This is a genomic window from Pseudomonas sp. NFPP28, from assembly GCF_900115535.1.
GTDB classification, from domain to species: domain Bacteria; phylum Pseudomonadota; class Gammaproteobacteria; order Pseudomonadales; family Pseudomonadaceae; genus Aquipseudomonas; species Aquipseudomonas extremorientalis.
Window position 1 is genome coordinate 1075117 of the sequence record NZ_FOWT01000001.1, and the last position, 20719, is coordinate 1095835.

A 20719-nucleotide genomic window follows, 5' to 3' on the forward strand; every position below is an offset into this window, starting at 1 on the left:
TCTGACATGGCTTGACCCTAAAGCTACTTCACGGTCCAGAGTTTTCCTACAGCCTCCCCCGCCTCGCCATGAGGCCATGCCCTTTTCGTTTTCTTTAAAGGTAACTCCCCATGCGTATCCTTGTGGTTGAGGACGAGCAAAAAACCGCCGACTACCTGCAGCAAGGCCTGACCGAAAGCGGTTATGTCGTCGATTGCGCCGCCAGCGGCATCGATGGCCTGCACCTGGCCCGGCAGCACAGCTACGAATTGGTGATCCTTGATGTGAACCTGCCCAACACCGACGGTTGGGAAGTGCTGGAGCAACTGCGCCGCGACGGCAATCAGCGCGTGATGATGCTGACCGCACGCGGTCGGCTGGCCGACAAGATCAAGGGCCTGGACATGGGCGCCGATGATTACCTGGTCAAACCCTTTGAGTTTCCCGAACTGCTCGCTCGCGTGCGTACGTTGCTACGGCGCAGCGAGCACATCCCGGTGCCGGACGTGCTGCGCGTCTCGGACCTGGAACTGGACCCGCGCCGGCATCGCGCCTACCGCGGCAACCGCCGGATCGACCTGACCACCAAGGAGTTCGCCCTGCTGCATGTGCTGATGCGCCAGTCCGGCGAGGTGATGACCCGCACGCAGATCATCTCGCTGGTGTGGGACATGAACTTTGACTGCGACACCAATGTGGTGGAGGTCTCCATCAGCCGCCTGCGCGCCAAGGTCGATGACCAGAGCGAGGTGAAGTTGATCCACACCATTCGCGGCGTGGGGTATGTGCTGGAGGCGCGGCCATGAAGACCAGCAGCCTGTCGATGCGCCTGGGGTTGACCGTAAGCCTGATGGGCGCCGGGCTGGTTGTGCTGCTGGCAACCCTGGCGTACCTGGCCCTGACCCACGAATTGGACAAGCTCGCGCGCAAGGGCCTGGAAAACAAAATGGAGCAACTGGCCCATACCCTCGGCCAAGGCCTCGATGAACACCGCATCACCAACCGCCCCCATTCACTGCTGGACCTGGTGATGGGCCACGACAATATCTACCTGACCATCATCGGCGCACGGCCCGATGCACCGGTACTCCTCAGCGTCGGCGCCAGGCCCCAGCAACCGCTGTTGCTCGACGTGCCCACCGGCAAGAACCTGGCCTATTTGAACTGGGTCGATGGCCAGGGCAATCGTATTCTCAGTGCGACGCGCCTGATGCCCCTGCAAGGGGGCGAATACGTACGCGTGTTGTTGTCGCTGGACCGTTCCGATGATGAAGCGTTGCTCAGTGCCTACCTGCGCTCCACGGTAATCGCCCTGCCGATGCTGCTGATCCTGATCGGCATGGGCGCCTGGTGGCTGGTGCAACGCGGGCTTGCGCCCTTGCAGCAGTTCAGCCGGGTGGCGGCCAAGGTCAGCACCCAGGACCTGACCCATCGCCTGGCCCTGGACAACCTGCCCAAGGAACTCGGCGAATTGGCCCAGGGCATCAATTTCATGCTGCATCGACTGGACGCCGGGGTGCAGCAGCTGTCGCAGTTCTCCGACGACCTGGCCCACGAACTGCGCGCCCCGCTGACCAACCTGATGGGCAAGGCCCAGGTGACCCTGTCCCGCGAGCGGCCCTCGGCGGAGTACAAGGCCGGCCTGGAATCCTGTACCGAGGAAATGGAGCGTCTGTCGCGCATCGTCTCCGACATGCTGTTCCTCGCCCAGGTCAGCCACCCGGCAGCACGGGCCGGGTTTGCCCCGGTGTCGCTGGCCGAGGAAGCGCAACGGGTGATGGCACTGTTCGCCCTCAGCGCCGAAGACAAGCACGTGACCCTGAGCCTGCGCGGCGATGCCTGGGTAACGGGCGACCGCTTGATGATCCAGCGCGCCATTTCCAACCTGCTGTCCAATGCCATTCGCCACACCCCCTGCGACTCCAGCGTGTTGCTACTGGTGGAAAGCTACGACCGGAGCGTGGCGCTGTCGGTCGGCAACCCTGGGCGCGGTATCGAGGCCCATCACTTGCCCCACCTGTTCGAACGTTTCTACCGCGCCGACAGCAGCCGTACCCGCGCGGAAGGCGGCACCGGCCTCGGCCTGGCGATTGTGCAGTCGATCATGCACCTGCATCAGGGGCACGCCGAGGTCAGCAGCCAGCCGGGCCGGTTCACACGGTTCAGCCTGGTGTTTCCTCTTCCTTGCGATGGGCCCACTGATACAAGGCCGGCAGCACCAGCAGGGTCAGCAATGTTGAGGAAATGATCCCGCCGATCACCACCGTCGCCAAGGGCCGCTGCACTTCGGCGCCGGTGCCGGTGGCAAGCGCCATGGGGATAAACCCGAGGGACGCCACCAATGCTGTCATCAACACCGGACGCAGTCGGGTCAGCGCGCCTTCGTTGATCGCCATCGACAACGAGCGCCCTTCCTCACGCAAGTTGCGGATAAAGGCGATCATCACCAGGCCGTTCAGCACCGCCACGCCGGACAAGGCGATAAAGCCCACCCCCGCCGAGATCGACAGCGGAATATCCCGCAGCCACAGCGCCATGATCCCACCGGTCAAGGCGAACGGAATCCCGGTGAACACCAGCAGGCCGTCCTTCAGGTTGTTGAACATCATGAACAACAGGCCGAACACCAGCAGCAATGCCACCGGCACCACGATGCGCAGGCGCTCGGAGGCTTCCTTCAACTGTTCGAACTGGCCGCCCCAGGTGGTCCAGTAGCCCGCCGGTACTTTCACCTGGGCGATCAAGGCAGCCTCGGCCTCCTCGACAAACGAGCCGATATCCCGGCCCCGCACGTTGGCGCTGACGATCACCAGGCGCTTGCCATTCTCGCGGCTGATCTGGTTCGGGCCGAGCACCAGGTCCAGACTGGCGACCTGGGACAAGGCGATAAACCCCAACTGGCCAGCCGCATTACCCGGCACCGGAATCAACAGCCGAGACAGCCCGTCGATATCGGTGCGCAACGCGTCGGACAAACGCACGACCATGTCGAAACGCCGGTCACCTTCATACAACGTACCGGCCTGGCGCCCACCGACAGCGACGGCAATGGTGTCCTGCACATCGCCCACATTCAGGCCAAAGCGCGCAGCCTTGTCGCGGTCGATATTGATGGTCAGCACCGGCAGGCCGGACGTCTGCTCAACCTTCACTTCCGAGGCGCCATCAAGCGTCTGCAAGGTCTCGGCGATTTCCCCGGCGGTGGTGTTGAGCACGCCCATGTCATCGCCGAACACCTTCACCGCCACATCACTGCGCACCCCGGAAATCAGTTCGTTGAAGCGCAGTTGGATCGGCTGCGACAACTCGTATGCACTGCCTGGCACAATCGCACTGGCACGCTGGATATCAGCGATTAACGCTTCCCGGGACTTCTTCGGGTCGGGCCATTGGTCCTTCGGCTTGAGCATCACGTAGCTGTCGGAAATATTTGGCGGCATTGGGTCTGAGGCAATTTCCGCGGTGCCGGTACGTGCAAACACCCGCTGGATTTCCGGCACCTGGGCCATCAAGGTTTTTTCCAGTTGCTGCTGCATCTGCACCGATTGCGTCAGGCTGGTGCCGGGCACGCGCAAGGCCTGCTGGGCGAAGTCGCCCTCACTGAGGCTGGGGATAAACTCGCTGCCCATGCGGCTGGCAAGAACGCCGGAGGCGACGATGGTCAACACGGCCAAGCCGAACACCAGCGGTCGGCGCGCCATCACCCAGTCCAGCACCGGTGCGTAGACCCGGCGCGCGGTGCGCATCACACTATTTTCTTCTTCCTTGACCTTGCCGGTGACGAACAGCGCAATCGCCGCCGGCACGAAGGTCACCGACAGGATCATCGCGCCCAACAGGGCGATCACCACGGTAAACGCCATCGGGTGGAACATCTTCCCGGCCACCCCGGTGAGGGCGAAGATCGGCAGGTACACCACCATGATGATCAGTTGCCCGAAGATCAGCGCCCGCCGCGCTTCCTTCGCCGCCGCAAACACCTCATGCAGGCGTTCGCTGCGGGTCAGCAGGCGGCCGTGACGTTGTTGCGCATGGGCCAGGCGGCGGATGGCGTTCTCGACGATCACCACTGCGCCATCGACGATAATGCCGAAGTCCAGCGCGCCGAGGCTCATCAAGTTGGCACTGACCTTGTTGGTGAACATTCCGGTAAAAGTGAACAGCATCGCCAGGGGAATCACCATGGCAGTGATCAGCGCAGCGCGGATATTGCCGAGGAACAGGAACAGCACCGCGACCACCAGCAACGCACCTTCGAAGAGGTTTTTCTTCACGGTGGCGATGGCTTTTTCGACCAGGTGGGTGCGGTCGTAGACCGTGACCGCCACCACGCCTTCGGGCAGCGAGCGGTTGATCTCTTCGAGTTTTTCCGCCACAGCCTGGGACACGCTGCGGCTGTTTTCACCGATCAACATGAACACCGTGCCGAGCACGACTTCACGGCCGTTTTCGGTGGCGGCGCCGGTGCGCAGTTCGCGGCCGATCTCGACCTGGGCCACATTGCGCACGCGAATCGGTGTGCCGTCCGAGCTGGTGATAACGATATTGGCGATGTCGTCGATGGACGCCAACTGGCCCGGTGCCCGGATCAACAGTTGCTCGCCACTGCGCTCGATATAGCCAGCGCCGACGTTGGCATTGTTGCGCTCCAGCGCCGTGACCAGGTCATTCAGGGTCAGGTTGTAGGCCGCCAGGCGCTTGGGGTCGGGGGCAATCTGGTACTCCTTGGCGAAGCCACCAATGGTGTTGATCTCGGCCACGCCCGGCACGTTGCGCAGTTGTGGCTTGATGATCCAGTCCTGGATGACCCGCAGGTCGGTGGGTGTGTAAGGCGTGCCATCGTCTTTGCGTGCGCCGTCCTCGGCCTCGACGGTCCACAGGAAAATTTCCCCGAGGCCGGTGGAAATCGGCCCCATGGCCGTTTCGATGCCGCTGGGCAATTGCTCGCGGGCCACTTGCAGGCGCTCGTTGACCAGTTGCCGGGCGAAGAACAGGTCGGTGCCGTCCTTGAAGATCACCGTTACCTGAGACAACCCGGAGCGCGACAACGAACGGGTCTGCTGCAATCCGGGCAAACCGGCCATGGCGGTTTCGATGGGGAAGGTGATGCGCTGTTCGGTTTCCAGCGGTGAATACCCGGCCGCCGCCGAGTTGATCTGCACCTGTACGTTGGTGATGTCAGGTACCGCGTCGATGGGCAATTTCTGATAGCTGGCGATGCCGACACCGGCCATCAACAGCACCGCCAGCAGCACGATGATGCGCTGCTCGATGGCAAATTGGATAAGGCGCTCAAACATGGGGAATCACTCGCAGGATCAATGGGCGTGCTCGGCCGAGCCTTTGCCCAGTTCGGACTTGAGGATGAAGCTGCCGACCGTGGCCACCTGCGCCCCGGCATCGAGGCCCTGGCGCACTTCGACGTAGCCGTTTTCGCTCGCACCAAGCTCCAGGTGACGGGTGATGAAGCCCTCCGGGGTACGTACGAATACCGAGGGTTTGTCCTCGACAGTCTGGATCGCGGCCTGCGGGACGGTCACCTTCGCCTGGTAAGAATCCGTCGCCAGTTGCACGCTGACAAACAGCCCAGGGCGCCAGGCGTCATCGGGGTTGGGCACACTGATGCGCACGGTGGCCGTGCGCGTCTGCTCACCGAGCAGGTTGCCGACGTACGCCACAGTGCCCTGCACTTGGGTGCCCATTTCGGTGGAGCTGACGGTGACCGGTTTGCCGACCCGGACCTTGTTCAAGTCCTTGGGAAACACACCGAAGGTCACCCACACCTGGGACAAGTCCGAGAGGGTGAAAGCGTTGCTGGTTTCGCTGACGACTTCACCGACACCCAGGTGTTTTTCCACCACCACACCGGCGAACGGGGCGCGCAACTCGTAGCGATTGCCGCCAACCAGCACAGCGCTACCGCTTAATGCGGTCATCTTTTGACGAGCGTTGTTCAGGGCAATCTCAGCTTCCTGCAGGGCCTGGCGCGCCAGCAGGTAATCCTGTTCGGCGGAGATCCTGTCCTGCCACAACTGGCGTTCACGCTGAAAGGTGGTACGCGCCAATTCAACCCGGCGCTCGCTGGCGGCCAGCTCACTGCGCTGGTCGGAGATCTGCTGGCTGGCAATCACCGCCAACAGCTCACCCTTCTTCACCGATTGGCCGAGGTTGGCCTTGACCGACTCCACCACACCCGCCACACGCGGGATGATATGGGAGGTGCGATCTTCGTCGAAACGCACCTCGCCCGGCAGTACCAGCATCGTGCTAAGGGTGCGGGGCTCGGCCTGGGCCAGTTGAATGCCAGCGGCCTGGATCTGCTGCTCGGTGAGTTCGAGTGTGCCTTCTTCTTCATCGGCCCAGGCAACGCCGGACAGCATCAGGCCCAGGGCAATGGCAAGTGCCACACCGTGTCGGTTGTTCATAAAGGACTCCAAAGACAATCAAAACCGGGCGAGGTCGCCGTAGATCCGTTCGATACGCACCCAGGCGTCAGTGGCCTGGGCGGTGGCGGTGAGGTACTGGGTGCGCGCAGCGATCAGGGTGCGCTGGGCGTCGAGCACGTCGAGGTAGCTGAACTTGCCCATCTCGAAACCACGGGTGGCGCTGTCCACTGCACTTTGCGCGGCGGGCAGGATCTGCTGGTTGAACGCGCGCACTTCGGTATTAGCGGTTTGCCACAGGTCCAGCGCCTGGCGGGTTTCAGTGCGCAGGCGCAGTTCGGTGGCGTTGCGCAGGTCACGGGCCTGGTCGGCGCGGCGGGTGGCGGCGAGCACGTTGCCCTGATTGCGGTTGAACAGCGGGATCGGCATCGACACGCCCACCAGGTTCACGCGCTCGCGCACGCTGGCGTCGTACTGGCTGCCGATGGACACATCGAGGTCGGGAATGCGTTGGGCTTTTTCCAGGCCGACGCTGGCTTCGTTTTGCAGAATGTTCAGCTCGGCCAGGCGCAGTTCAGTGGTCTGCTCAAGGCGCGTCAACAACTGTGCAAGCGGCGGCAGGGGCGGTGTGGATTGGGACGGTGTAGCGACCGCCTGGAAATCCGCGCCGGCACTGCCGGTGCTGGCGGCCAGGCGGCGATAGGCGTCGGTGAGGCCGACCTGTGCGCGGTTCAATTCCAGGCGCATTTCCGATAGTTGCACCTGCGCACGGGTTGCCTCTACCGGCGACGCTTTGCCCGCCGTGACGCGACCATTGGCAACGCCCAGGCCGCGCTCGGCCACGGCCATGGAACGCTGCGCCAGGTCGAGGCGTTCCTGGGCACGCAGCGCGCCGTAGTAGTTGTCGATGACGTCGGCGCGCAGTGTGTTGCGGCGCTGTTCCAAGGTCAGGGCGGCGGCGTCCTGGGCACGGCTGGCCACGTCAATGCGTGCACCACGCTTGCCGCCCAACTCCAGGGCCTGGCTGAGCTTGATGGAGGTGGTGCGAGAGTTGCGACGGGTGTCTTCGGCGTCCCAGGAGAGCACCGGGTTGGGGATCAACCCGGCCTGCTGGCGGCCGCCCTGGGCGATGTCGACTTCCCATTGTGCAGCCGCCAGGTCAGGGTTATTGGCGAAGGCGGTCTGCAAGGCTGAATCGAGTGTGAGGGTCTGTGCCTGGGCCGCGCCGGCAACCAGCCACAACACACCCGCCCCCATGAGTTTTCTAACGGAAATTGCCATAACGAGAGTTCCACGCCCATGAAGTACAAGCGCAGGCAATGTAGCGGCCGCGACTTATCAGGGCGGTGGAGCAAAGATTACAAATCCGACAGCAATGGCTCTGCGGCGGGCATTTCGACCGCCCGCCGCTGATCGCACCAAAACGGTACATAAGCACTTGGCCAGCGCGGTATCGGGTATGCTTTTCGGGCAGGAAACAAAAAGAAACAATTTCCCCAACCTGTTCGATAAGGAGTCCCGCCTTGGAGTTATCGACTGCCGCGTGGATGGTTCACGACACTCGCCTTATGTTTTGTGTACTGCTGGCCATCGCCAGCATCATCGTGCTGATCAGCGCGACCAAGTTGCCGCCATTCCTGTCGATCCTGATCGGCACCTTTATCGCCGGTGTCGGCGCCGGCCTGCCGCCGGAAGAAGTGGCCAAGGCCTTCAGCAAAGGCGCCGGGGCGATCCTCGGTGAAGCCGGAATCATCATTGCGCTGGGCTCGATGCTCGGCGCATTGATGGCCGAATCCGGCGCGGCCGACCGCATTGCCACCACCTTGCTCGGGCTGGGCAAGGGCAAGTCATTGCCGTGGGTGATGGCGCTCGTGGCGATGGTGATCGGCCTGCCGCTGTTCTTCGAAGTGGGCCTGGTGATGATGGTGCCGATCATCTTTGTAATGGCCAAGCGGTCGAACCAGCCGCTGCTGAAAATCGCCATCCCGGCGCTGGCCGGCATGACCACCCTGCACGCCCTGATGCCACCGCATCCGGGGCCGCTGATTGCGGTGGGCGCGTTACACGCCGACCTCGGCCTGACCATGTTGCTGGGCTTCTGCCTGGCGGTGCCAGCGGTGATCCTGGCCGGCCCGATCTACGGCAACTGGCTGTCCAAGCGCCTGCAGGTGGATGAACCGGCGGACATCGGCGCACTGTTCAGCGCACCGCCCAAGGCGCCGCGCCAACCGAGCTTCGGCGTGTCGTTGCTGATCATTCTGTTGCCGGTGATCCTGATGCTGGGCAGCACCTTGGCCAAGGTCGCGCTGCCGGCGGAAAGCACCCTCGGCCTGACCTTGAAGTTTCTCGGCGAACCGCTGATCGCCCTCGGCCTGGCTGTGATCGCCGCCGTAATCTGCCTGGGCTGGGCCGCTGGCATGCCTAGGGCCGACGTGGGCAACACCCTGCGCAAAGCCCTCGCCCCCATCGCCGTCTTGCTGCTCACCATCGGCGCTGGCGGTGGCCTCAAGCAAACCCTGCTGGATGCTGGTGTGAGCCAGACCATCAGCAAGGTCGCCGAAGGCGCGCACATGCCCTACCTGCTACTGGCGTGGCTGATCGCAGTTGCGTTGCGCCAGGCAACGGGTTCGGCGACAGTCGCCACCACCACGACGGCGGGCATTCTCGCGCCGATGATGGCCGGGTTGGCGGTGACGCAAAGCTCGTTGGTCGCGCTGGCTATCGGCGCCGGCTCGGTGTTCTTCTGCCACGTCAACGACGCCGGGTTCTGGATGGTGCGTGAGTACTTCGGCTTGCAACTGAAGCAAACGATCTGGGTGTGGTCGGTGTTGCAGACGATTGTTTCAGTCGTCGGTCTGGTGGGGACGCTGGTGCTTTGGCACTTCCTGACCTAAAAACGCCGTACTGAGGGGAAGAGCTCTTCCCCTCAATGGTTTTACTGATGCAAAACAAAACGAGCATCGAGCTTGCCAAGCAACTCAAATGTATTCATGTAAGGCACACCGAACAGTGAGCAAACATTGGGTCAAATCGTCATTGCCCCTGGCGAGTTCGTCCCTGACGGGCACGATACTGGCTATCTCCAAAGCCTGGTGCTGCTGAAGAATCCATGCCCAGTAACCTGGGCAAACCGTTATTGCGTAATAGCGGTTCTTGGCCTCGATCAGCGTGTTCGAATCCAATAGATGCTTCATGCCGATAGTTTCATCCCATAAGTCTTCAACTTGGCAGGCTGCATACCCAGCAGTTTCCCCGCTTCTCGCAGCAGAATCCGCCCGCTCTGCGCTTCTGCCAGAACAGCCTTGCTCAAACGGGTGCTGTTTCTGATTGCCGCGGTGCGGTAGTAGTCCCCTCCACTGCCGTCCTTATCTCGATACGCCTGCAAGATACGACGGTAATAGGCGCCATATTCATCACTGCTGATGTAGCCAAGATCAAGGGCACGACGGGCAATCACCAAAGTGCTGACGTGAAAGCGTCCGGCCAAGGGAGCCAGGTTTCCTTCCCAGTGAATATTCGAATCCCAGTGCCCCCGAAAAACCAGCTCCGGCGCCAAGAACTCTCCCGCGACAGCATTGCAAAAAGCTTCTTCCTGGCGGGCACTGTGACTGTTGCCATCGGAAACACCCGTGCTGCCAATCCAGATATGCACCAGCTCATGCATCAATGTAAAAAGCCGCGCCGTGGGTGCGTCCGCACTGTTGATGAACACCACGGGAGCCATCGCGTTGCTGATCGCAAATCCTCGAAACTCACTCACATCAAGTTTTCGGTGGGTGTTTCCCATGGCAACACCGCTGCGCATGACGAGAATGCCAGCGTTCTCGGCACCACTTACCAAGGCCCTGAAATAGTCCTCATAGCTCATACGGGCAAAGTCATCCGTCACACCGAGGACGCGACGAATATCTGCAACCACGTCCTTGATGGGCGAACGATTGCTGAAACTTCCCACGAAAGGCAGCGGAGAACGCTCGTGGTCCTGCAAGTACTCCAAATACCAGTCTTGTTTACGGAGCACGTCTATCACGGTGTCTATTAGATTCAAGCTGGGTTTGTCAGGAAAAACACCCTCCCCAGTACGCAGATCGGGGATAGATAGATGATCCTGCGGCGGAACCTTGAGGAAAAGAAAACCAAAAGGGATATGTGCAATAACGGCCCATTTTTGCGCTTGGTTAAACGTAGGAAGGCTCTGACCTACTTCCCACTCCCTGACACGCCCCAGATGCACCGTGAGACTTTTGGCAACCTTTGCCTCAGACAAACCCGCCCGCTGGCGAGACCAGGAAAGGATGGCGGGATTGATAAAAGCCGTCTGGTTCATAAGGTTCTGAATGCTGCTCAGGGGTGGCCAGGACTATAGAAACGGCGGCAAATCCGGTCAATTGATGGCCCTACGTGGCATTTGTAACAGCATCCACGGCGTGCTGTTTTCCAAACAACGCCACACTCCCCACCCCCACCGCCCCCATCACCACGCAATACCCCACGCAGATCCACGGGCTGGTCGGCATCAACGCAATCAGCAGCAGCGGCGTGGTACTCGCCCACAGCGCGTAGGCAATGTTGTAGGTAAAGGAAATCCCCGACACCCGCACCTGCGCCGGAAACAGGCCGACCATCACCGACGGCACCGCGCCAACTACGCCGCAACTGAGGCCCGCCACGGCATATGCCGCACCCAGCCAGATCCCGCCGTTGATCAGGCTGGCGTACAGCACCGCAATCCCCACCGGCAGCATCAGGCTGTAGACCAGCACCGCGCGCCAGGCGCCGATGCGGTCCACCAGCAGGCCGGCCAGGACGCAGCCGATGTTCAGGAACACGATGCCCAACGCGCTCAAGGCGAAGGTATGGCTGGGGCTCATGCCGAAGGTTTTCTGCATCATGGTCGGGGTGATGACCACCAGCACCACCACAGCGGAGGTGAGCACGCAGGTGAGGATCATCGCGGGCAGCAACACCGCGCGATGGTCACGCAGCACGGTACGCAGCGGGAGTTCGGCGGCAGCCTGGCGGCGGGCCTGCATTTCGAGGAACACCGGGGTTTCGCTGAGCCAGCGGCGCAGCCACACGCCGATCACGCCGAACACACCGCCGAGCAGGAATGGGAAGCGCCAGGCGTAGTCGAGGATTTCTGCGGGGGTGAAGACCTGCGCCAACAGCGTGGCGGTGAGGGCGCCGAGCAGGTAGCCGAAGGTCAGGCCGGCTTGCAGGAAGCCCAGGGCATAGCCGCGATGGTGGGGCGGCGCGTGTTCGGCGACGAAGGTCCAGGCGCTGGGCACTTCACCGCCGACCGCCGCACCTTGCAGCACGCGCAGCACCAGCAGGATCAGCGGGGCGAAGTAACCGATTTGCGCGTAGGTCGGCATGATCCCGATCAGCAGGCAGGGCAAGGCCATCATCAGGATGCTCAGGCTGAACACGCGCTTGCGTCCCAGGTGATCGGCGAAGTGCGCCATCAGGATGCCGCCCAGCGGGCGCGCCAGGTAGCCGGTGACAAAGATGCCGAAGCTTTGCAGCAGGCGCAGCCACTCAGGCATTTCCGGCGGGAAGAACAGCTGGCTCAAGGTCAGCGCGAAAAACACGAAGATGATGAAATCGTAGATTTCCAGGGCACCGCCGAGGGCGGCCAGGCCCAGGGTTTTGTAGTCGGAGCGGGAAAAACGCTGCGCCTGCGTAGGAAAGGTGGCAGTCATGTGGAGGCTCGGCAGACAAACAAAATGGCGTGCAGGTTATGAGCTGAGCCCAATGATGGCAATCGCGACAGATATATTTGTTTTCCTCATGGATCGATGAAGATAACTGCATTCCCATATCAATGGCCGTAGCGGAACATGCCGGAAAATTGCCTGCACCCTAATAACTATAAGAGGAAAGACTCATGGCCGATGCTATCGAAGAAAGCCGCTATGCCCGATTTGCCCTGCGTTGTTCCAATTTCGCCGAGCGCTGGTTTCCAGACTCCTGGGTATTCGCCGCCCTTGCGGTGATCATCGTTGCCGTGGCGACCCTGGGTATGGGCGCCGCACCGACCGAGGCCGCCAAGGCCTTTGGTGATGGGTTCTGGAGCCTGATCCCGTTCACCATGCAGATGGCCTTCGTGGTGATCGGCGGTTATGTCGTCGCCAGCTCGCCGCCCGCCGTGAAACTGATCGACCGCCTGGCGCGTATCCCAAAGAATGGCCGCTCGGCCGTGGCCTGGGTGGCGCTGATCTCGATGGTCGCCTCGTTGCTGAACTGGGGCTTGTCCCTGGTGTTTGGCGGTTTGCTGGTGCGGGCGCTGGCGCGTCGCACGGATCTGCGCATGGATTACCGTGCTGCCGGTGCGGCGGCGTATCTGGGGCTCGGCGCCGTGTGGGCGTTGGGGTTGTCGTCATCGGCGGCACAGTTGCAGGCCAACCCGGCCAGCCTGCCGCCGTCGATTCTGTCGATCACGGGAGTAATCCCGTTCACCGACACCATCTTCCTGTGGCAATCCGGCGTGCTGTTGCTGGCATTGATCGTGGTGTCGCTGATCATCGCCTACGCCACCGCACCCGGCCCGAACAGCGCCCGCGATGCCAAGGCCTGTGGGGTCGACCCGGCGTTCAACCTGCCCAAACTGCAAGCCCCCGCCCGCCCGGGTGAGTGGCTCGAGCACAGCCCCTTGCTGACCATTCTGCTGGCATTGCTGGCGGCCGGCTGGCTGTTCCATGAGTTCTCGACCAAACCGGCGATCAGTGCCATTTCAGGGCTGAACACCTATAACTTCCTGTTCATCATGACCGGCGCCCTGCTGCACTGGCGCCCGCGCAGCTTCCTCGATGCGGTGGCGCGTGCGGTGCCGACCACCACCGGCGTGCTGATCCAGTTTCCGCTGTACGGCTCGATCGCCGCGCTGATGACCGTGGTCAAGGGTGGCGACGGCCAGACCCTGGCGCACCATATCTCCACCTTCTTCACCTCCATCGCCTCCCATGACACCTACGCGCTGCTGATGGGCGTGTATTCGGCGGTGCTGGGCTTCTTTATCCCGTCGGGCGGCGGCAAGTGGATCATCGAAGCGCCATACGTGATGCAAGTGGCCAATGACCTGCAATACCACCTGGGTTGGGCGGTGCAGATCTACAACGCCGCCGAGGCGCTGCCAAACCTGATCAACCCGTTCTATATGCTGCCGCTGCTGGGGGTGTTGGGGCTCAAAGCGCGGGACCTGATTGGCTTTTCGTTCGTGCAGTTGCTGGTGCACACGCCGCTGGTGTTGTTCCTGCTGTGGGCGCTGGGGACGACGTTGAAGTATTTGCCGCCGATAATGCCCTAACCAATGGATGAAGCATCTGTTGCTGCAACAGGTGCTTCATTCAGGCGCAACAGGAAAACATTCCAATAGATCAGGCAGGGCGCTCTGGATCGTGTCCCAAACCACATCAAGGTTGATATCGAAATAACCGTGGGCAATTCGGTTACGCATTCCGCGCATGCTACGCCATGGGACTTGCGGGTGACTTGACGCAAAATCCGGATACTGGTCCATGATTTTCGTCGAAGCTTCACCAATGATGATCAGGCTCATGATCACCGCTTGCTGAGTACGCTTGTCTTCCAGAAAAACCTCTTTACCCAAGCCATCAACAAAGGTGATCGCATCAGTGGCAGCTCTGCGGATGTGGCACATGTCTGATCGAACGCGTGGGCTTATCTCACGCGGATGAATGGCAATCTCTGGCTTCACCCACCAATACCTTTGATTAACCTGACTCGGACTCCTACTCACCTAGCAACAAGGAACTCCGATGACGCCCCTATCCAAATCACTGGAAGAGTTGATCACTGATATTTACCAGGACGGCAACGTTTCAGTCGCTGAATACAGGACCTTGCGCGACGACGCAGATCGCCGCATGGACGCGGTGATCAAGGAGTTCGGCCTGCACAACAACGTGACCGCCTTCCAGAAATCGATCGACGTGGCCATGCAGTTGTTGCAGACCACTGTTGTCGATGCAAAGAAGGCCAGGCTGACCGACACAGGCGAGGCCATCGTCAAGGACGCGGTGACGGCGCAGGTGGAGTACTTGCGCGCCGGCAGCGAGTTGGCGCTGCGCCTGCTGTGATCCGCTGATTCAAATCACTGTCTTCGTTCCGTCACATTGCATTGCTACCGTCCTGCGAAATATCTTGCAACACCTCGCCAAGGACTCCCCGCAATGAGCGACGAGCACGAAGACCGCCCTTCCCCCGATTCCGCAGCCCAACCGCCAGTCGACACCAGCCGTCGGCGTTTCCTGGGGGGCGCGGCGGTGCTGGGGGTTGGCGCAACCTTGAGTGCCTGCGGCAATACCAGCGAAGCACCGGGTAAACCAGTGGCGCGGCCGCTGACGCCGCAAGAGTTGGACAAGGCCTTGCGTGAGCAGGTGAAAACCGTGGTGGTGATCTACGCCGAAAACCGCAGTTTCAACAACCTGTTTGCGGACTTCCCGGGTGTTGAGAAACCGCTGTCGGCGCTATCCGCCGCTGACACGCAGCAGCGTGACCGCGATGGCAGCCTGCTGACGACCCTACCTCCAACCTGGGGTGGTGTGCTGCAAGTCGGCCCGCAAACGGTGGACGGGGTGACCTACCCCAGCGAAGTGCAATTCCAGGAAAACCTGCCCAACGCGCCCTTCGCCCTCAAGGGCCCGAACGCCGAAGACCTGCCGCTGAGCCTGGTCACCCGTGACCTGTGGCACGTGTTCTACCAGAACCAGATGCAGATCAACGGCGGCAAGAACGACAACTTCGTCGCCTGGGCCGACTCCGGCGGCCTGGTGATGGGCCATTACGCCCAGAGTCGTTATTCCCTGCGCCTGTGGGACGTGGCCAAGGAGTTTGTGCTCTGCGACAACTTCTTCCAGGGGGCGTTTGGTGGCTCGTTCCTCAACCATCAATACCTGATCAGCGCCACCGCGCCGTTTTACCCGAATGCCGCGCGATCGGTGGCCAAGGCGCAGATCGCCACGCTGCAAAGCGATGACCCCACCGACCCGCGCCTCAAGCCCCTGGACAAGTCCCCCGCCAGCGCGATGACCGGCCCGCCGCAGTTCGGCCCCAGCGCGCTGACCCCGGATGGCTACGGCGTGAACACCCTGGCTCCGCCGTACTGGCCGACCTGGATCCGCGACCCGGAAAACCCGGACTATTCCAAGCCTGACCTGCCCAACGTGCTGGTGCCGCAAACCCACGAACACATCGGCGACAAGCTGTCGAAGAAGAACGTCGACTGGGCGTGGTACGCCGGCGCCTGGCAAGCGACGCTGGACCAGTTCAAGGATTCGGGCGGCATTCCAAAAATCCCGAACTTCCAGTATCACCACCAGCCGTTCAACTACTTCAAGCAGCAGGGCCCCGAGAACCGCGTCGAGCGCGACAAACGCCTGCGCGATGGCGGTTTGGGGGACGAGTCGAGCACCAACAAGTTCTTCGCCGACGCCCAGGCCGGCCAGCTGCCCGCCGTGACCTTCTACAAACCCCAGGGCAACCTGAACATGCACGCGGGCTATGCCGACGTGGCGTCTGGCGACCGCCATATCGCCCGTGCCTTGAAGGTGCTGCAAGAGAGTCCGCAGTGGAAAAACATGGTGGTGGTGGTGACCGTCGACGAAAACGGCGGCTGGTGGGACCACGTGGCACCGCCAAAGGGCGACCGCTGGGGGCCTGGCACGCGGATTCCGGCGCTGGTGGTGTCGCCGTTCGCCCGCAAAGGCACGGTGGACCATACGGTATACGACACCGGGTCGATCCTGCGCTTGATCACACGGGTGTTCCAGCTCGAGACTCTGGACGGCCTCAAGCAGCGCGATGACGCGATGATCGCCTGCGGTCAGAAACCCATGGGCGACTTGAGCAACGCTTTGCAGTTCAGCGTGTAGGTTTTCTTATCCAATAGCGACATGCCCGTTGAATTAGCACGCGGTTTTCCTGGTCAGCCGCTACTGTGTGGAGGTGGGCTTTCACCCCGCGCAGACGGGCTTTCGCTGACAAGGAAATAACAATGTTCAAACCAACCAGGCTGTCCTTCACCCTGGCCGCACTGATGGCGAGTGCGGTCGTACAGGCCGATGTCGATGTACCGCTGGGGAGCACGCAGCGTGTGACCAAGCTGTTCGCTTTCCCCAACAACTGTAACGTAATCTGTTTTCGACCCTGGACGCTGGAACAGACTGCCGAGCATTACCTGAATCAGAGCCTGCAACGGGATGGGTACACCCGGGCGAAAGTCAGCGTCAAAACCCATGACGGGCAGGTTTCGGCGACCTTCAGCGGCGTGCCGGACAATTATGGCCAACCGCTGACCAGCTTGCTCAATACCGCTGACCTGGCCTATCAAGGCGCGAGCAAGCTCAACAGCGATGGCAAGTGGGCCTACAACTGGTACCTGTTCCTGCCGCTGGGCATGGCCCTGGACAATCGAAAGAGCATCGAGCTGCTGCACTTCCCGCCGGAATACTCGCTGACCCAGGCCCAGGACTACCTTGAATCGGCCACCACCGACCGCTGGGCCACCTTGCTCACGGAGAATGGCATCCCGGCCACCGAAACGCCGGCCTACCAGACCATCATCGATATCGCCCCCATCGCCGCGCCTTCCAATGCGGGCAAGGACCTGGAAACCGTCTACAGCTACTTCACCGATTACCAGACGCGCATGGTCCGGGAGTTAAGCCTGTCCGCCAAAGGGGCATTGCCCATGGTAGCGTTCGGCGCGCCGGTGCGCAGCTGGATCAAGCAACAATACGGGCAGACCGTGGCAGTGCTGGGCCTGGCGCAGATCAGCCCCGCCGCAGGCCAAACTGTTTCGGTGTTGGGTGCCAACCACCCCAGTTACATCTGGTATGCGGCGAGCCCCGACACCTACGACGGTAACGAGCAGAAAGCCGACGAAGCCGGTTTGAAGGTGATGGGCCAGGATCTCAGCGCCGCCTGCTGGCAGGCCGGGATGGGCCAGAAACCCGCGAGCGATCCGAACGTACTGCTCAAGGCGTGCACGACTACCTGGCAAGTCACCCGCAAGGAGCAGACGTGCGAACTGTTCTACACCTCGGTGCGCAATCTATCCCCGGAAGATGCGAATGCCAAATGCGCCACGCCAACCATCAAGACCCAATTGAAACAGCTGCGCAATGCAGCACCACTCCCGACGATCAGCGCGCCGGTGCTGTAAATTGCACAAAAAACAGCCGATTTCTACTGTCAACATTGACAGTAGAAATCAGGTCCATGTTCGGCGAGTCTTGAGCCGCGCCCATCCGCTGCAAGACTGGTAGTCAGCCACCACCCGCAGGTCGATGCAGCCTAAACCAGGAGAGTTATGAAAACTCAGGCCATGGATAAGGCTAAAACCGCTGTGAGTGACTGCCTTTACCCTTTCAAGTCCACGCTCGGACAAGGCTACCCAACGGACAGGCAATTCGAGGCGGTGCACAACATTCAAGGGGTGGGCGCGGGAGTCAAGGCGCGCGTGGCCTTTGACAGCCGTGTGTGCATCGCCAAGATCTCAGGCCACGCCCTGAGCGAAAGACGCCTGCACACGGTGCAGTTATCTTCGCGTATCCACCTCTACGACTGCTGGTTCAGTGGCCTGCTGTCGCATTCGTGCAAACCGAACGTGTTTCTCGACTTGCACTACCTGGAGGTCTGGACGTTGCACGAAATCCAGGCCGACACCCTGCTGACCGTGGATTACGCCATGACCGAAGACGTGCTGTTCCGGCAGTTCGCCTGCCAATGCGGCGAATTGAACTGCCGGGGCTGGATTACCGGTCGCAATGAACCATTGAACGCCGAGGGGCAGGCGTTCATGGCCCAGTGGCGCGACCGTAAACGCTCTTAGGCTTCGCCCAGCGGACGCAGGCGGTATTGCGGTGGCAGTTGCTCGAAACCACTGATGGTGGTGTTCAAGCTCTTCCAGCGGCCGTCCTTGATGCCGTAGATGCAGCCATGGATCGACAGGCTCTGCCCACGGTGCCACGCGTTTTGCACAATGCTGGTGTGCCCGACGTTGGCCACTTGCTGGATCACGTTCAACTCGCAGAGACGGTCGACGCGCTCTTCCTCAGTGGGCAATTGGGCCAGCAGGTCGCGGTTCTCGTAGTAGAGGTCGCGAATGGTGCGCAGCCAGCCGTCGATCAGGCCGAACTGACGGTCCTGCATCGAGGCGCGCACGCCGCCGCAGCCATAGTGGCCGGTGACCAGGATGTGTTTGACCTTGAGCACGTCCACCGCGTACTGGATCACCGACAGGCAATTGAGGTCGGTGTGCAGCACCACATTGGCCACGTTACGGTGCACGAACAGATCACCCGGCAGCATGCCGACGATCTCGTTGGCCGGTACGCGGGCATCGGAACAGCCGATCCACAGGTATTCCGGGGTTTGCTGGCGGGCGAGCTTGGCGAAGAATTCGGGATCTTCCTGTTTGATCGCGTCCGCCCAGCGTTCGTTGTTATCAAGCAGGTCTTGTAGTTCGTTCATCAGGGAAAGCCTCAGGAATGATGCGCAGTTTTGTGACTGACAACCCCACGTCCAGGTCACGCCCTGCCGGCGAATAACAAGCGTGAATTAGCTTGAATCTTTAGGCCGCGCAGCCTGTCCACACACTATAAGCCCCACAGTATGAGGATTGGCCATGACTGAATCACGACGTCCCTACGGCGCTGCACAGCCCGAACCGATTGATGACAATGAAGATCGCATGGGCTCGATGCGCGAGCTCGATTTTGACGAAGACGCGCCCACCACGCATATCGGCGACGAACGGGTGCGGGAGGCCGGGCTGACTGGGGCTTCGACCGAAGACCATGAAGCGACGGACGATGACATGAGCCCTGAAACGTTGATCCATGAAGATGGAGCAAGGGATGCTCAGGAAGCGGGCGAAGGCGAACCGGCGGACTGGGACCTGAGTGTCGTCGATGAGGATGAGATCGGTGGGGGCAATGGCCTGGATGAGGCCGAATTGGCAGATATTGATCCAGTAGACGGTAACCGCTGACAAAACGTGTCCTACAGGTGGGAGGGGGCTTGCCCACGATAGCGGCATGTCAGACTGATAAGGTGCCTGGTACACCGCCATCGGGGGCAAGCCCCCTCCCACAATGGGGCTATGTATTTAGTCGACCAGGGTGCAGGCCATGACAACCGCATCTTCGCGGCCACCGACAGCCGGGTAATAGTCCCGGCGACGGCCGATCTCGTTGAAACCATAGCGCTCATACAGGCGAAACGCGCCGGTATTGCTGTCGCGCACCTCCAGGAAGCACTCCCGCGCATTGGCCGCGTAGGCACGTGACATCAAGTGCTCCAGCAGCGCCAGCCCCAGGCCGCGCCCCTGGTTTTCCGGTTTGACGGTAATGTTCAGCAGGTGCGCCTCATCGAGGATGATCTGCACCACGCCGTGCCCCACCTGCTGCTCACCTTCGAACATCAGCCAGATCTGGTACTTGCCCAGCCCATCGAGAAAGATCCCACGGGTCCAGGGGTGGCTGAAAGCCGCGTATTCGACTTTCAGCACGGCGTCGAGGTCGGCCTCGGTCATCGGGCGGAAGGATAAAGCCTCACTCATCGGTTGTTTTCCAGCGCGCCATCAGCCGGCGCATGGCTTGCCAGACATCAGCCTTACGCTGTGGCTCTTCCATTAATAATTCCAGGCCCGGCAGAGCCCACACCAAGCCCAGGCTTTCGACCTGCAGCTCGCGGTACCAGGCTTCGGCATTGGCCTCGCCGGCAAAACGCACAGCGGGCAAGCCGATCAGCCACAGGCACGCGCAGGGTTCGTCTTCCAGGCGCGCCGACACAAAACCTTGCACGAAATCCCGTGCGGCCTCGGGGCCTTGATCCATGTTGCCACGCACCAGCAGCGGCCAGCGCACCGGGTCGCCGACGATTTGCGGGCTGTCGGGCAGGCCGGCGGCGCGCAGCATGTCCTTGAGCAGCATGTAGGCAGGGTCGCGGGTCTGGAAACGTTCGCCGGTGGGTAACTCGACCAGCAGCAGGCAGCGCCCGGCGCGCAGCAATTGCAGGGCAAAGCGCGGTGGCGGCACCACCGGGGCCTTGACCACCGGGGCCGCCTCTTCGACCACCTTGGCGGTCTTGGTCACCGGCACGGGGCGCGGCACTTCGATCTTGGCGCGCTCGACCACCGGTCGCGTCTCCGGCGTGGGCTTGACCACCGCCACCGGCGCAGCCGCCTCCTCGCCCGAAGACTCGAACGCCTCATAGGGCTCAAGCGCCTGCAACAGCTCGGGCCGCGACGGCGCGGCAAACGGCAGTTCGGTGCGGGGCAGCCAGTTGACCACCTGCATGGCGGTCAAGTAAGCGCGACGTCGGGACTCGAT

At 61.6% G+C, this 20719-nt stretch carries 19 protein-coding genes; 9 read left to right on the top strand and 10 right to left on the bottom strand.

Annotated features, from left to right (window positions below):
• Nucleotides 1-110: 110 nt before the first annotated feature.
• Both BM110_RS05150 and BM110_RS05155 read left to right on the top strand, forming a co-directional pair.
• Nucleotides 111-785 (top strand): heavy metal response regulator transcription factor, encoded by a 675-nt coding sequence (locus tag BM110_RS05150; RefSeq protein ID WP_071490997.1) that lies wholly within the window; start codon nt 111-113, stop codon nt 783-785.
• Nucleotides 782-2227, top strand: coding sequence for a heavy metal sensor histidine kinase (locus BM110_RS05155; RefSeq protein ID WP_093512574.1), 1446 nt, complete (start codon nt 782-784; stop codon nt 2225-2227). The genes BM110_RS05150 and BM110_RS05155 overlap by 4 nt, the downstream gene beginning before the upstream one ends.
• Here BM110_RS05155 and BM110_RS05160 read toward each other — a convergent pair.
• The 3 genes from BM110_RS05160 to BM110_RS05170 are packed head-to-tail and all read right to left on the bottom strand — an operon-like array spanning nt 2142 to nt 7643.
• Entirely contained in the window at nt 2142-5279 is a 3138-nt protein-coding gene (locus tag BM110_RS05160) for a CusA/CzcA family heavy metal efflux RND transporter (RefSeq protein ID WP_093512576.1), read from the bottom strand. The genes BM110_RS05155 and BM110_RS05160 overlap by 86 nt on opposite strands.
• Before the next feature lie 18 nt (nt 5280-5297).
• Entirely contained in the window at nt 5298-6404 is a 1107-nt protein-coding gene (locus BM110_RS05165) for an efflux RND transporter periplasmic adaptor subunit (RefSeq protein WP_092240524.1), read from the bottom strand.
• An 18-nt stretch (nt 6405-6422) separates the two neighbouring features.
• On the bottom strand, nt 6423-7643 hold the full coding sequence (locus tag BM110_RS05170; RefSeq protein ID WP_093120018.1) for a TolC family protein: 1221 nt from the start codon (nt 7641-7643) through the stop codon (nt 6423-6425).
• A gap of 242 nt (nt 7644-7885) precedes the next feature.
• Between BM110_RS05170 and BM110_RS05175 the strand changes: the two genes are divergently transcribed.
• Entirely contained in the window at nt 7886-9256 is a 1371-nt protein-coding gene (locus BM110_RS05175) for a GntT/GntP/DsdX family permease (protein ID WP_093512578.1), read from the top strand.
• A gap of 84 nt (nt 9257-9340) precedes the next feature.
• On the opposite strand, the gene BM110_RS05180 is transcribed toward BM110_RS05175, so the two are convergent.
• The 3 genes from BM110_RS05180 to BM110_RS05190 form a co-directional block, all read right to left on the bottom strand.
• Nucleotides 9341-9556 (bottom strand): DUF4411 family protein, encoded by a 216-nt coding sequence (locus BM110_RS05180; RefSeq protein WP_371914781.1) that lies wholly within the window; start codon nt 9554-9556, stop codon nt 9341-9343.
• Nucleotides 9553-10689 carry an ImmA/IrrE family metallo-endopeptidase gene (locus BM110_RS05185; RefSeq protein ID WP_093512580.1) on the bottom strand — a complete coding sequence of 379 codons (1137 nt, stop codon included), beginning with the start codon at nt 10687-10689 and terminating at the stop codon, nt 9553-9555. Before BM110_RS05185 ends, BM110_RS05180 begins: the two co-directional genes overlap by 4 nt.
• Before the next feature lie 70 nt (nt 10690-10759).
• Nucleotides 10760-12064 (bottom strand): MFS transporter, encoded by a 1305-nt coding sequence (locus tag BM110_RS05190; protein WP_093512582.1) that lies wholly within the window; start codon nt 12062-12064, stop codon nt 10760-10762.
• A 185-nt stretch (nt 12065-12249) separates the two neighbouring features.
• On the opposite strand from BM110_RS05190, the gene BM110_RS05195 reads away from it, so the two are divergent.
• Nucleotides 12250-13668, top strand: coding sequence for a short-chain fatty acid transporter (locus BM110_RS05195; protein ID WP_093120033.1), 1419 nt, complete (start codon nt 12250-12252; stop codon nt 13666-13668).
• A gap of 36 nt (nt 13669-13704) precedes the next feature.
• On the opposite strand, the gene BM110_RS05200 is transcribed toward BM110_RS05195, so the two are convergent.
• Nucleotides 13705-14022 carry a HepT-like ribonuclease domain-containing protein gene (locus tag BM110_RS05200; RefSeq protein ID WP_093120036.1) on the bottom strand — a complete coding sequence of 106 codons (318 nt, stop codon included), beginning with the start codon at nt 14020-14022 and terminating at the stop codon, nt 13705-13707.
• A gap of 118 nt (nt 14023-14140) precedes the next feature.
• Here BM110_RS05200 and BM110_RS05205 point away from each other — a divergent pair, with 118 nt between their 5' ends.
• The 4 genes from BM110_RS05205 to BM110_RS05220 all read left to right on the top strand — a co-directional run bounded on the left by BM110_RS05205 (nt 14141) and on the right by BM110_RS05220 (nt 18216).
• A complete protein-coding gene (locus BM110_RS05205; RefSeq protein WP_092240512.1) occupies nt 14141-14461 on the top strand; it encodes a hypothetical protein in 321 nt (106 codons plus the stop codon).
• Nucleotides 14462-14554: 93 nt separating this feature from the next.
• Nucleotides 14555-16255 carry an acid phosphatase gene (gene acpA, locus BM110_RS05210; RefSeq protein ID WP_093512584.1) on the top strand — a complete coding sequence of 567 codons (1701 nt, stop codon included), beginning with the start codon at nt 14555-14557 and terminating at the stop codon, nt 16253-16255.
• A gap of 122 nt (nt 16256-16377) precedes the next feature.
• Complete coding sequence (locus BM110_RS05215; RefSeq protein ID WP_092240508.1) at nt 16378-17547, top strand: hypothetical protein; 1170 nt, start codon at nt 16378-16380, stop codon at nt 17545-17547.
• Nucleotides 17548-17694: 147 nt separating this feature from the next.
• Nucleotides 17695-18216, top strand: coding sequence for an SET domain-containing protein (locus BM110_RS05220; RefSeq protein ID WP_093512586.1), 522 nt, complete (start codon nt 17695-17697; stop codon nt 18214-18216).
• Here the strand turns inward: BM110_RS05220 and can are convergent.
• Nucleotides 18213-18857 (bottom strand): carbonate dehydratase, encoded by a 645-nt coding sequence (gene can / locus BM110_RS05225; protein WP_010213394.1) that lies wholly within the window; start codon nt 18855-18857, stop codon nt 18213-18215. The genes BM110_RS05220 and can overlap by 4 nt on opposite strands.
• A 154-nt stretch (nt 18858-19011) precedes the next feature.
• Between can and BM110_RS05230 the strand changes: the two genes are divergently transcribed.
• Nucleotides 19012-19377, top strand: coding sequence for a serine kinase/phosphatase (locus BM110_RS05230; RefSeq protein WP_092240503.1), 366 nt, complete (start codon nt 19012-19014; stop codon nt 19375-19377).
• A gap of 117 nt (nt 19378-19494) precedes the next feature.
• On the opposite strand, the gene rimI is transcribed toward BM110_RS05230, so the two are convergent.
• Nucleotides 19495-19947, bottom strand: a complete 453-nt coding sequence (gene rimI, locus BM110_RS05235; protein WP_093512588.1) for a ribosomal protein S18-alanine N-acetyltransferase — start codon at nt 19945-19947, stop codon at nt 19495-19497.
• On the bottom strand, nt 19940-20686 hold the full coding sequence (locus BM110_RS05240; RefSeq protein WP_093512590.1) for an energy transducer TonB: 747 nt from the start codon (nt 20684-20686) through the stop codon (nt 19940-19942). The genes rimI and BM110_RS05240 overlap by 8 nt, the downstream gene beginning before the upstream one ends.
• Between the last annotated feature and the right edge of the window lie 33 nt (nt 20687-20719).

Excerpts from the sequence above, each read along its gene's own strand:
- BM110_RS05180 (WP_371914781.1), bottom strand. The coding sequence starts at position 9,556 with ATGAAGCATCTATTGGATTCGAACACGCTGATCGAGGCCAAGAACCGC.
- BM110_RS05240 (WP_093512590.1), bottom strand. The coding sequence starts at position 20,686 with ATGCAGGTGGTCAACTGGCTGCCCCGCACCGAACTGCCGTTTGCCGCG.
- BM110_RS05220 (WP_093512586.1), top strand. The coding sequence starts at position 17,695 with ATGAAAACTCAGGCCATGGATAAGGCTAAAACCGCTGTGAGTGACTGC.
- BM110_RS05150 (WP_071490997.1), top strand. The coding sequence starts at position 111 with ATGCGTATCCTTGTGGTTGAGGACGAGCAAAAAACCGCCGACTACCTG.
- BM110_RS05170 (WP_093120018.1), bottom strand. The coding sequence starts at position 7,643 with ATGGCAATTTCCGTTAGAAAACTCATGGGGGCGGGTGTGTTGTGGCTG.
- BM110_RS05215 (WP_092240508.1), top strand. The coding sequence starts at position 16,378 with ATGTTCAAACCAACCAGGCTGTCCTTCACCCTGGCCGCACTGATGGCG.
- BM110_RS05205 (WP_092240512.1), top strand. The coding sequence starts at position 14,141 with ATGACGCCCCTATCCAAATCACTGGAAGAGTTGATCACTGATATTTAC.
- can (WP_010213394.1), bottom strand. The coding sequence starts at position 18,857 with ATGAACGAACTACAAGACCTGCTTGATAACAACGAACGCTGGGCGGAC.
- BM110_RS05195 (WP_093120033.1), top strand. The coding sequence starts at position 12,250 with ATGGCCGATGCTATCGAAGAAAGCCGCTATGCCCGATTTGCCCTGCGT.
- BM110_RS05160 (WP_093512576.1), bottom strand. The coding sequence starts at position 5,279 with ATGTTTGAGCGCCTTATCCAATTTGCCATCGAGCAGCGCATCATCGTG.
- acpA (WP_093512584.1), top strand. The coding sequence starts at position 14,555 with ATGAGCGACGAGCACGAAGACCGCCCTTCCCCCGATTCCGCAGCCCAA.
- BM110_RS05200 (WP_093120036.1), bottom strand. The coding sequence starts at position 14,022 with ATGTGCCACATCCGCAGAGCTGCCACTGATGCGATCACCTTTGTTGAT.
- BM110_RS05185 (WP_093512580.1), bottom strand. The coding sequence starts at position 10,689 with ATGAACCAGACGGCTTTTATCAATCCCGCCATCCTTTCCTGGTCTCGC.
- BM110_RS05155 (WP_093512574.1), top strand. The coding sequence starts at position 782 with ATGAAGACCAGCAGCCTGTCGATGCGCCTGGGGTTGACCGTAAGCCTG.
- BM110_RS05165 (WP_092240524.1), bottom strand. The coding sequence starts at position 6,404 with ATGAACAACCGACACGGTGTGGCACTTGCCATTGCCCTGGGCCTGATG.
- BM110_RS05230 (WP_092240503.1), top strand. The coding sequence starts at position 19,012 with ATGACTGAATCACGACGTCCCTACGGCGCTGCACAGCCCGAACCGATT.
- BM110_RS05190 (WP_093512582.1), bottom strand. The coding sequence starts at position 12,064 with ATGACTGCCACCTTTCCTACGCAGGCGCAGCGTTTTTCCCGCTCCGAC.
- rimI (WP_093512588.1), bottom strand. The coding sequence starts at position 19,947 with ATGAGTGAGGCTTTATCCTTCCGCCCGATGACCGAGGCCGACCTCGAC.